The sequence below is a fragment of the Mesorhizobium sp. M7A.T.Ca.US.000.02.2.1 genome, from assembly GCF_003996995.1.
Classification (GTDB): domain Bacteria; phylum Pseudomonadota; class Alphaproteobacteria; order Rhizobiales; family Rhizobiaceae; genus Mesorhizobium.
This window is the reverse complement of record NZ_RZTT01000221.1, coordinates 1-10,288: the sequence shown is the minus strand read 5'-3', so window position 1 is coordinate 10,288 and position 10,288 is coordinate 1. Positions and strand designations below refer to the sequence as shown.

The 10,288-nt window shown below is 63.5% G+C and carries 11 protein-coding genes and 2 pseudogenes; 3 read left to right on the top strand and 10 right to left on the bottom strand.

The window, feature by feature from the left end; genetic code table 11:
- Positions 1 to 139: 139 nt before the first annotated feature.
- A pseudogene (locus EOD15_RS37255) lies at positions 140 to 298 on the top strand (AraC family transcriptional regulator); the annotation flags it as partial.
- An 8-nt stretch (positions 299 to 306) separates the two neighbouring features.
- On the opposite strand, the gene EOD15_RS20360 reads toward EOD15_RS37255, so the two are convergent.
- A complete protein-coding gene (locus tag EOD15_RS20360) occupies positions 307 to 1,152 on the bottom strand; it encodes a MurR/RpiR family transcriptional regulator (protein ID WP_164761702.1) in 846 nt (281 codons plus the stop codon).
- A 156-nt stretch (positions 1,153 to 1,308) separates the two neighbouring features.
- Between EOD15_RS20360 and EOD15_RS20355 the strand changes: the two genes are divergently transcribed.
- Positions 1,309 to 2,418 (top strand): Gfo/Idh/MocA family oxidoreductase, encoded by a 1,110-nt coding sequence (locus tag EOD15_RS20355; RefSeq protein ID WP_127320405.1) that lies wholly within the window; start codon positions 1,309 to 1,311, stop codon positions 2,416 to 2,418.
- Positions 2,419 to 2,463: 45 nt separating this feature from the next.
- On the opposite strand, the gene EOD15_RS20350 is transcribed toward EOD15_RS20355, so the two are convergent.
- Positions 2,464 to 3,162 (bottom strand): YafY family protein, encoded by a 699-nt coding sequence (locus EOD15_RS20350; RefSeq protein WP_127320406.1) that lies wholly within the window; start codon positions 3,160 to 3,162, stop codon positions 2,464 to 2,466.
- A gap of 129 nt (positions 3,163 to 3,291) precedes the next feature.
- Between EOD15_RS20350 and EOD15_RS20345 the strand changes: the two genes are divergently transcribed.
- Positions 3,292 to 3,927 carry a LysE family translocator gene (locus EOD15_RS20345; RefSeq protein WP_127320407.1) on the top strand — a complete coding sequence of 212 codons (636 nt, stop codon included), beginning with the start codon at positions 3,292 to 3,294 and terminating at the stop codon, positions 3,925 to 3,927.
- 63 nt (positions 3,928 to 3,990) lie between these two features.
- Here EOD15_RS20345 and EOD15_RS20340 read toward each other — a convergent pair whose 3' ends face one another.
- The 8 genes and pseudogenes from EOD15_RS20340 to EOD15_RS20305 form a co-directional block, all read right to left on the bottom strand.
- Positions 3,991 to 5,082, bottom strand: coding sequence for a 3-deoxy-7-phosphoheptulonate synthase (locus tag EOD15_RS20340; protein WP_127320408.1), 1,092 nt, complete (start codon positions 5,080 to 5,082; stop codon positions 3,991 to 3,993).
- A gap of 280 nt (positions 5,083 to 5,362) precedes the next feature.
- Positions 5,363 to 5,785 (bottom strand): type II toxin-antitoxin system VapC family toxin, encoded by a 423-nt coding sequence (locus EOD15_RS20335; RefSeq protein ID WP_127320409.1) that lies wholly within the window; start codon positions 5,783 to 5,785, stop codon positions 5,363 to 5,365.
- Positions 5,782 to 6,048 carry a type II toxin-antitoxin system Phd/YefM family antitoxin gene (locus tag EOD15_RS20330; protein ID WP_127320410.1) on the bottom strand — a complete coding sequence of 89 codons (267 nt, stop codon included), beginning with the start codon at positions 6,046 to 6,048 and terminating at the stop codon, positions 5,782 to 5,784. Before EOD15_RS20330 ends, EOD15_RS20335 begins: the two co-directional genes overlap by 4 nt.
- A 189-nt stretch (positions 6,049 to 6,237) precedes the next feature.
- Positions 6,238 to 7,032, bottom strand: a complete 795-nt coding sequence (locus EOD15_RS20325; protein ID WP_127320411.1) for an SDR family oxidoreductase — start codon at positions 7,030 to 7,032, stop codon at positions 6,238 to 6,240.
- Between the two features lie 33 nt (positions 7,033 to 7,065).
- Entirely contained in the window at positions 7,066 to 8,061 is a 996-nt protein-coding gene (iolG, locus tag EOD15_RS20320; RefSeq protein WP_127408766.1) for an inositol 2-dehydrogenase, read from the bottom strand.
- Between the two features lie 111 nt (positions 8,062 to 8,172).
- Entirely contained in the window at positions 8,173 to 8,940 is a 768-nt protein-coding gene (locus EOD15_RS20315; protein ID WP_023810655.1) for an ATP-binding cassette domain-containing protein, read from the bottom strand.
- A gap of 2 nt (positions 8,941 to 8,942) precedes the next feature.
- Positions 8,943 to 10,019, bottom strand: a complete 1,077-nt coding sequence (locus EOD15_RS20310; protein WP_127320412.1) for an ABC transporter permease — start codon at positions 10,017 to 10,019, stop codon at positions 8,943 to 8,945.
- A gap of 112 nt (positions 10,020 to 10,131) precedes the next feature.
- Positions 10,132 to 10,288, bottom strand: a pseudogene (locus tag EOD15_RS20305) (rhizopine-binding protein); the annotation flags it as partial.

The following is a 10,288-nucleotide window of genomic DNA, read 5'->3' as shown; positions in this document are numbered from 1 at the left end:
GCCATGAGCCGTCCCAAGCGAAATCCGATGCGATCTGTTCCCAATTCATGCATGAACCATTCTCGATGAACTTCGGTTCTAGCATGGCATACGCCATGAGCGCTTTCCACAGATCCCAAGATCCGGTTGCTGGAGGCCCCGCCAGCTTCTGGCTGCCCAGCCAGGCAATGTTGCAAGCATCACCTTCGCCGTCGGCTACGAGAGCGCTTCCCAGTTCAGCCGGGAATATGCCCGCCAGTTCGGGTCGCCGCCCGCGCGCGACGCAGCCCGGCTGTTGGCGGCGGGCGAGGCTGTCGTGGAGGTGGATCAGGCCTTGCGCTTCCGGCCCGTGTCGCGTCGCTTCTCGCCGACGCCGACGGTCAGCGCCATGGCCAGCGCCATTGTCGCCGACAGCGAGCGGAAGCCGGCGAAATCGGCCTCGGCAACCTCGAACCAGACCTTGGCGAACTGGGCGAGCGGCGAAAACGAGCTGTCGGTGATGGCGACGATCGGCACGCCCTGTTCCGAAATGCTGCGCGCTTCCTCGATCGTGGCCGGCGCGTAGGGCGAGAAGGAGATGGCGATGACGGCATCCGCCGGCGTGGCGAAGCCGATCATCTCGGCATTCAGCCCGGCCGCCGATTCGATCAGCTGGTTGCGGATCTTCAGCTTGCCCAGCGCATAGGCGATGTAGGACGCCACCGGATACGACCGGCGCTTGGCCAGAACGTAGATGGTCTCGGCTTTCGCCAGCAGGGAAATGGCGTCTTCCAGATGCGCGTCGTCCAGCGTGCGCGAAATGTCGTTGAGCGAGGTCGAGGCGGCGGCGACGAAGCCGTCGAAGATCGCCCGGTGGCCGGCACCGCCCTCTGCCTTGGCGCGCAACGCCTGCAGCCTTTCGTCATAGGATGAGTTGCGCTCGCGCAGCCGTTCGCGAAACACCTGCTGCAGGCTGGTGAAACCATCGAAGCCAAGCTGCTGGGCAAATCGGATCAGGGTCGAAGGCTGCACGCCGGCCGAAGCGGCGATGCTGGCGGCGGTGCCGAAAGCGATATCGTCGGGATTGTCGAGCGCATGGGCAGCGATCTGGGCGATGCGCTTCGGCAGGCTTTCGCGCCGCTCCAGGATGGTGGTGCGCAGCGTCTCGAAATCGCGAGGTACCCGTTCGTCCATCGTCGCTCTGTCCAGGCTCATGCGTGAAGCGTCCCTCTGTGCCTCATCATAGCGAGCCTGCGCAAGAACACCATAAAAAATGAGGCAGACATTCCATTCCAGGGAAAAATGGACTAATTCATCCACGCAGCGCTTCAAGCAGTGGAGAAACGGAAAATGGTCGGCGTCGGTCTCATCGGTACGGGTTTCATGGGCAAGTGTCACGCCATCGCATGGAGTGCCGTCGGCGCCGTCTTTCCGGACGTTGCCAAGCCACGGCTGGTCCATCTCGGCGAGGTCAATGAAGAGCTTGCCCGGCGCAAGGCGGGCGAGTTCGGTTTCGCCAAGGCGTCGGGCGACTGGCGCGCCATCGTCAACGATCCTGACGTGGATATCGTCTCGCTGACCACGCCCAACCAGTTCCATCCGGAAATGGCCATCGCCATCCTCGAGGCAGGCAAGCATCTGTGGTGCGAAAAGCCGATGGCGCCGAGCTTTGCCGAGGCCGAGGCGATGGCAGCGGCGGCGAGAAAGTCCGGCAAGGTCGCGGCGCTCGGCTACAACTACATCCAGAGCCCGGCCATCCGCCACATCGGCGCTTTGCTGGACGAGAAGATCATCGGCGAGGTCAACCATCTGCGCATCGAGATGGACGAGGACTTTATGGCCGACCCAGAGGCGTTGTTCTTCTGGAAGCACGAAGCCGCGTCAGGCTATGGCGCGCTCGACGATTTCGCCGTGCATCCGCTGTCGCTGGTCTCAGCCTTGTTCGGCCGCGTCGCCAGTGTCATCTGCGACATGGCCAAACCCTATGCCGATCGCAAGCTGGCCAGCGGCGGCCGCCGCGCGGTCGAAACCTACGACATAGCCAGCGTGCTGATGCATCTGGAAAATGGCATTGCCGGCACGCTGCTGGTCAACCGCTCGGCCTGGGGCCGCAAGGGCCGCATCGCCGTCCAGATCTTCGGCTCTAAAGGGTCGATCCTGTTCGACCAGGAGCGATCGAACGAATTCCAGCTTTACCTCACCGCCGATCGCCCGACCGAGCAGGGCTACCGCACCATCCTGGTGGCGCCGCACCACAAGCCCTATGACCTCTTCGTGCCGGCGCCAGGCCATGGCCTCGGCTTCAACGACCTCAAGATCATCGAGTGCCACGAATTGCTGACGCGGCTTGAAGGCAGGCCGGCGCGGCTCATCGAATTCACCGAGGGGCTGGAGATCGAGCGCACGGTGCACGCGATGGCGCGCTCCTTCGAAGAAAAGCGCTGGGTGGACGTGCGGTAAGGCGGCGGCTCACCTTCTCCCACAAGGGGAGAAAGGGAAATCGCGTCAGCCGCCAACCGCCGCATTGATCTCCCATCCATTCACCCAGACCTGCCGCAAGCGGTCGCCTTCGCCCTTGAAGCGCAACCCCGTCGCCTGGCAATCCTCGATCCGGTCGCTGCGAAAATTGCGGATCGCCTGGCGCAGCTCGCACCAGGCGACGATGTTGGCGGTTTCGGCGTAGTAGATGAGCGCGATCGGGCGAATGAGACGCTCGGAGGCGCGGCCCATCTCGTCGCGATAGGAGAGATCGAGCTTCTCCTCGTCGCGGATGGCGCGGCGCACCAGCGCCAGGTCGATCGCGCCGGTCGAAGGCGCGGCGAACCCCCATGCATGCAGCGCATTGGCGTCGAATGCCTGCCGCAAGGGTGGCGGCACCGCGCCGGCGATCTTGGCGCTGACGCGCTTGGCCGCCTGCTTGAGCTCGCTGTCTCCGGTGCGCTCCAGCAGCGCCAGCGACAGGACGATCGCCTCCATCTCCTCGATCGAGAACATCAGCGGCGGCAGGTCGAAGCCGGGGCGGAGGATATAGCCGATGCCGCGGCCCCCTTCGATAGGCACGCGCATCGCCTGCAGCGCTGCGATGTCGCGATAGATCGAGCGCACCGTCACTTCCAGCCGCTCGGCAATCGTCGCTGCCGTCACCGGCTGCCGCGCCAGCCGCACGATCTGGATGATCTCGAACAGGCGTGAGGCCTTGCGCATTTTTTACCCCAGGTTGCGCGCCCAACTGACACACCATTGTCAGTTGGGCTGACCTATAGGAGCGCCTATCGAATTGAAAATCAACAGGTTCCGCTGCGGTTTGGCGGAGCGAGGCGGCAGGCAACTGACATGGGCTATGCGGAAAATCTCTGGCTTTTCTTTATCCTGCTGTTCGGCATCATCGCCGTTCCGGGCATGGACATGCTCTTCGTGCTTGCCAATGCACTGACTGGCGGGCGCGACAGGGGTCTCGCCGCGACCGGCGGCATCATGGTCGGCGGCATGGTGCACACGCTGAACGGCGCCATCGGCGTCGGCCTGCTGATGCATTTCGTGCCGATCCTGTTCAGGCCGCTGCTGCTTGCCGGCGCCGCCTACATGGCCTTTATCGGCATCACGCTGATGCGCAGTTCCATCACTGTCGGCCAGGACGGACCCACCGGCAGCCGTTCCGCATGGAAGGCCTTTCGCCAGGGTTTTGTGACCTGCCTGATCAACCCGAAGGCATACCTGTTCGTGCTTGCCGTCTACCCGCAGTTCCTGAAACCGGACTACGGTCCGATCTGGATGCAGGCGACGGTCATGGGGCTGCTGACCGTGGCCACCCAGGCTGCGATCTATGGCGGACTGGCGATCACGGCTGGCCGCAGCCGCAACCTTCTGATCGCCAATCCGCGGGCGACCATTTTTGCCGGCCGGGCGGCCGGACTGCTGCTCTTTGCCGTGTCGGTGTTCACGGCATGGGAGGGGTTGAGAGCAGCGTAGACGGCGCTCCCCCTCTCCGGCCGCGCAGCGGCCGGAGAGGGGGCTGGCGCTGACGATTGCCTCTCAAGCAGCCCCTTGCCGGCTGTCCACCATGGCGCGGCGTGCCGAGCGGCGCCACTCGACGGCGCCGGCAAGGCCGTGCAGCACGGTCTCGGTGGTCGCCCAGTCGATGCAGCCATCGGTGATGCTCTGGCCATAGACCAGCGGCTTGCCCGGCACCACGTCCTGCCGGCCGGCGACGAGGTTGCTCTCGATCATCAGGCCGATGATGCGCTCGTCGCCTGCCGCGACCTGGCCGGCGACATCTGCCGCGACCTTGGGCTGGTTCTCGGGCTTCTTGGCCGAGTTGGCGTGGCTGACATCGATCATCAGCCTGGGCGCAACGCCGATGCGGGCGAGTTCCACAGCGGCGGCTTCGACGCTCGCCGCGTCATAGTTGGGCTGAACGCCGCCGCGCAGGATGACGTGGCAGTCCTCATTGCCCGTGGTCGTGGCGATGCCGCTGCGCCCGCCCTTAGTCACCGCCATGAAATGATGCGGCTGGGCAGCCGATTTCACCGCCTCGGCGGCGATGCGCAGATTGCCGTCGGTGCCGTTCTTGAAGCCGACCGGGCAGGAAAGGCCCGAGGCGAGTTCGCGGTGGATCTGGCTCTCGGTCGTGCGCGCGCCGATCGCGCCCCAGGCGACCAGGTCGGCAATGTATTGCGGCGTGGTCATGTCGAGGAATTCAGTCGCCGCCGGCAGGCCGAGATTGTTGACGGCCGACAGCACGTTGCGCGCCATCCGCAGCCCCTTGTCGATGTTGAAGCTGCCGTCGAGGTCGGGATCGTTGATCAGGCCTTTCCAGCCGACCGTCGTGCGCGGTTTCTCGAAATAGACCCGCATCACGATCTCCAGCCGGTCCGACAGGCTCTCGCGCAGCGCCGCCAGACGGCTGGCATAGTCGACGGCGGCGACCGGATCGTGGATCGAACACGGGCCGACGATGACGAGCAGCCTATCGTCGGTACCGTTCAAGATGGCATGGATCGCGTTGCGCGACGCGGTCACGGTGCGTGTCGCCGTCAGCGTGCGCGGTATCTCCCGCATCACCTCGTCCGGTGTGCTCAGTTCTCGGATTTCCTTGACCCGAAGATCATCTGTGGTGGTCAACACGGCTTTCTGCTCCTGTCGAGAGCATGATGCCGAAAAGTGTGAAGCGGTTTCGGACGACATCATGCTCCTCTTTGATTTAGAGGGAACCTGCCGGCTGAAACAAAAAAGCCGCCAGGTATGGCGGCTGTTCGGATCTTGTTGCTGCAATCTTCAGATCGAGCGCAATCCTCCCGCCGCCAGCGAGCTCCTAAAGTACCAATATGTGGCGGTCAGGTTGATCATGAGGTTCATATAGTCGATGCGGCGGCGCTTGTCACGTGCCCTGATGAGGCTGCTATCGTCATCCAGTCCAGGGATCAAAAAGTTCAATTCCAAAACCTTCGAAATCCTTCGTATTGCGTGTTGCCAAGGTAAGCTCCTGCGCAATCGCCGTGGCTGCGATCAGGCCGTCCATCGACGATAGACCGCGACCGCGGCGTTTCGCAAACCCCATCAGGTCGCCCCATGTCAAGGCAACCGGTTCGTCCACCGAAAGAACCCTCTGCTCGAAGCGCTGCGGCAGATCCCGAGCGAGCCACTCGGCCAGTGCCTCACGTTTCCGGCCCTCATCCATGAGGGCAACGCCGCGCCGAATCTCGGCGATCGAGACGACGCTGATGAATGAGCGGTCCTCATCAAGCCCGCTCAGCCAGTCCAGAACGCGTGCGTCCGGCGCCGGCCTTGTCACCTCGGACAGGACATTCGTATCGAGCAGCAGCCTCACAGCGGCAGGTCACGCGGTTCGTCGCGCTGACGCTCCAGGTCGAGATCGGCGCCGCGCAGCGGCGACTCCAGCAGGAACTCCGCAAGCGTACCCTTGCGTGCGGTCTTGCGCCGCCATTCCTCGGCCGAGACGACAACCACGCTTGGTTTGCCGTTTCTGGTGATCGTCTGCGGCGAAGACTGCGCGCGCTCGATAACCTCCGAGAGCCGGGCTTTTGCCCCGGCGACCGTCCAATTGGTATTCTCTTTGGGCGCAGACAGCATTGCGACCTCCATGACCAGTCTGACTATCTTGACTATATGGGAGTGGTGATGCGGCGGCAACAGGGGAAGGGAGGCTTTCAGAGCTCGGGTCCCTTGGTGATTTTGGTCTGGAGCCGGTCACGCTGGCGAGGGCAAGCTCGGCCAAGGCTTGGCCGAGCTGCTTCTGGACGAGAGGCTATTCGGCTGACCCTATTCCGGAGACGACCCCGCAATGCTCTGGTCATAGTCGACCAGCGATCCGGTCATGACACCGGATTGCGGGCTGACCATGTAGCTGATCAACCGTGCAAGCTGGTCCGGCTTGACCAACTGGCCCATCGGCTGCGCCGCCTCGGCCTTGGCCAGCCAGTCGTCCGGCGCGTCGTGCCACTTTTTCTGCACGATGTCCTCGCCCTCTGTGTCCATCCAGCCGGGCAGCACCGCATTGCAGCGGATGCGGTTGTGGCGATAGGCATTGGCGACGTTCTTGGTCAGCGTCATCAGCGCGCCCTTGCTGGTCGAATAGGGCGTCAGGAACGACTGGCCGGTATGCGCCGACATCGACAGCACGTTGACGATCGAGCCGGGTGCCTTCTTTTCCAGGAGATGCGCCACCACGCCTTGCATCAGGAAAAACGGGCCGCGCACATTGGTGTCGAAGATGGTGTCGAAAAGCTCCTCGGAGGTTTCGACCAGCGAACCGCGCGCCGATGTCGCGGCGGCGTTGACCAGGGCGTTGATGGTGCCGAAATGCGAGATCGCGGTGGCGACGGCGCCCTTGCAGTCGGCCACTTTGGAGACGTCGGCGCTGATGAAGATCGCGTCGACGCCGGCTCTCCTGAAATGGGCGACGGCCTTGTCGCCCTTCTCCTGCGAACGGCCGATGAGCGCCAGTGCCCGGCAACCTTCCTCGGCCAGAGCTTCGGCGACGGCAAAGCCGATCCCTTGGGCGCCACCGGTGACGATGGCGCGTGTCTGTGAATTGCGATCGGCGGATGCGCTCATCGCTCTGCTCCTGTGGTTTCTTCCTAGGGTTTCTTACTTGTCGAGACGGACGGTCTTGCCGGTCGTTGCTGATTTCAGCGCCGCGTCGGCCAGCTTCAGCGCCACCAGCCCATCCGCACCGCTCGGCGACGCTTTCTTGCCCGAGGTCGCGGCCGTGATGAACGCGGCGATCTCAATAGCGTAGGCGTCGAGATAGCGGGTCATGAAGAAGTCGTGCAGCGGCGGGCGGGGATAGCCCTTCTCGTTGGCCAGTTCGATCGACACCGGGCGCTGGTTCTCGGCGGCAACCATGCCTTTCGAGCCATGCACCTCGATGCGCTGGTCGTAGCCATAGGTGGCGCGGCGCGAATTGGAGATGACCGCCTGCTTGCCGGAAGCGGTTTCCAGGATGACGCTGACGCTATCGAAATCGCCGGCGGCACCGATCTTCTTGTCGACCAGCACCGAGGCATGGGCGCTGACCGCCACGACCTCTTCGCCGAGCAGGAAGCGCGCCATGTCGAAATCATGGATGGTCATGTCGCGAAAAATGCCGCCCGAGCGCTTGATGTAGTCGATCGGCGGCGCGCCGGGATCGCGCGAGGTGATGGTGACCATCTCGACGGTGCCGATGGCGCCGTCGTCGATTGCCTTGCGCACGGCGGCGAAGTGCGGATCGAAGCGGCGGTTGAAGCCGACCATCAGCGTCGCCTTGGTCTTCTCGACCACGGCCAGGCACTTCTCGACGCGCTTGACGTTGAGGTCGATCGGCTTCTCGCAGAAGATCGCCTTGCCGGCCTTGGCGAAGCGCTCGATCAGATCGGCATGGGTGTCGGTCGGCGTGCAGATGACGACGGCGTCGATATCACCGGCTTTCTCGATATCCTCGATGCTGCGCACCTCGGCGCCATAGGCGCTCGCCAGCTCTTTGGCGGCCTTCTCGAACGCATCGGCGACGGCAACCAGTTTGGCCTGCGGATTGGAGCCGACGGCGCGGGCATGGACCTTGCCGATGCGGCCAGCACCGAGGAGAGCGAAGCGAACGGTCATGGGTATTTCCTCTGGGGGATGGATTAGAGAGAATTGTGTCCGCACCTTCCCTGAGGAAGGGGGCAAGATTACTTCACGCACGCATACCTTAAAACAGGGTGATCATCCTGTTTAGGCCGCGAGTTCCGCCTCCCCGGTCTTGGCGCCGGTGATGTAGGAGACGATGTCGTTTCCGTCGGTGTTCTCCTTGCGCAGATTGGCGACGATGCGGCCCCGCCGGAACACGACGATACGGTCGCAGAGATCGAACACCTGGCGCATATTGTGGCTGATCAGGATCAGCGGCTCGCCATTGTCCTTGAGCGTACGGACGATGTTTTCGACCTGCGCGGTCTCCTGCACGCCAAGGGCAGCCGTTGGCTCGTCCATGATGATCAGCTTGGAGGCGAAGGTCGCGGTGCGGGCGATCGCCACGCACTGGCGCTGGCCGCCCGACATGTGGCGGATGGTGTTGGACAGATTGGGGATCTTCACCGCCGTGCGGACGAGCGCCGCCTCGGTCGCCTTGCGCATGTATTTGCGGTCGAGAATCGAGAACGGGCCGAGATTGAACAAAACCTTCTCGCGGCCGAGGAACAGGTTCGACGGCACGTCGAGATCGTCGGCCAGCGCCAGGTTCTGGAACACGGTCTCGATGCCCGCCGTACGGGCCTCGATCGGCCCGGCAAAATTCACTTCCTTGCCGTCGAACCAGATCTGGCCGCTGGTGCGCTGCTCGACACCGGTGATCTGGCGCACGAAGGTCGATTTGCCGGCGCCGTTGTCGCCCATGATGGCGACATGCTCGCCCTTGCGCAGTTCGAAATTCGCCCCTTCCAGCGCGTGCACGCCGCCATAGCGCTTGGTCAGGTTTTCAGTCTTCAGGACGATGTCTGACATGGTCATGCCCTCATTGCCCGCAGGCGTTGGCGCCACTGGTCGAGAACCACCGCACCGACGATGATCACACCCTTGACCATCTCTTGGTAGTAGGCGTCGAGGCGCAGGAAGGTGAAGCCGGAGATGATGACGCCGAAGATCAGCGAGCCGATCACCGTGCCGATGATCGAGCCGCGGCCGCCCGACAGGGAGACGCCGCCGATGACCGCCATGGCGATGGCGTCGAGTTCGTACATCACGCCCATGCCGGACTGCGCGGTCAGGTTCTTGGAGCTCAGCACCACGGCGGCGAGCGCGGCGAGAATGCCGGCGATGACGTAGACCAGGATCTTGTGGTTGGCGATCTTGATGCCGGACATGCGCGCGGCATCCTCGTTGGAGCCGATCGCGTAACAGTGCTTGCCGTACCTGGTGTAGGTCATGATCAGCTGGAACAGGATGGCCAGCGACAGGAAGATGACGACGGGCATCAGGCCTTTGCCGATGCCGGCGAAACTCTCGGTGGGAAATGAGATCGGCTGGCCCTTGGACCACCATTTGGCGATGCCGCGCGCGGTCACCATCATGCCGAGCGTGGCGATGAACGGCGGAATGCGCGTGTAGGCAATCAGCGCGCCATTGACCAGGCCGGCGAACAGGCCGCAGGCGATCGCCACCAGCAGCGGCACGATGACAGGCAGGTCGGTCCAGCCTTGCGCCAGGAACATCGCCTTGGGATTGGGGTTGCCGTTGACCGTCGCCACCTGGGCGAAGCTCATGGCGATCATGGCGGTCGCGCCGACGATCGAGCCTGAGGACAGGTCGATGCCGCCGGTGATGATGACCTGCGTCACGCCGATGGCGATGATGCCGACGATCGACACCTGCAGGATGATGATCTGCAGACGCGCTTCGTTGAAGATGCCGCCGACGTCGCTGCGTGTGTTGAACAGGAAGCTGTCGCCGAGAAAAATGCGGCCGATCAGTTCGAAGATGACGACGAGAATGACCAGTGCCAGGAAAACATTGAACTCGGCCGGCCATGTGCGCTTCTTCGCATCATAACCGACGCCGCCCACGCCATGAGATGTCTGTGCCACGTATTCTGTCCTCCATCAGCCGCGGTCGCCCTCGCGCCTGCGGCGCTGAGGGAGAGAGGGGAGCGGCGCTGTCTTGATCGAGAGCGCCGCTCCGTATCGAACCGTTGGCGGCTCAGTTCTTCTTCAGGAACTTGTCGATGTTGGCGGGCGTCACCAGCTGGAAGGGCACGTAGACCTTGTGCTCGACCTTCTCGCCCTTGGCGAGCTTGAGCGCCGCATCGAGAGCGCCGGCGCCCTGGCCGGCCGCGTCCTGGAACACGGTTACGTCG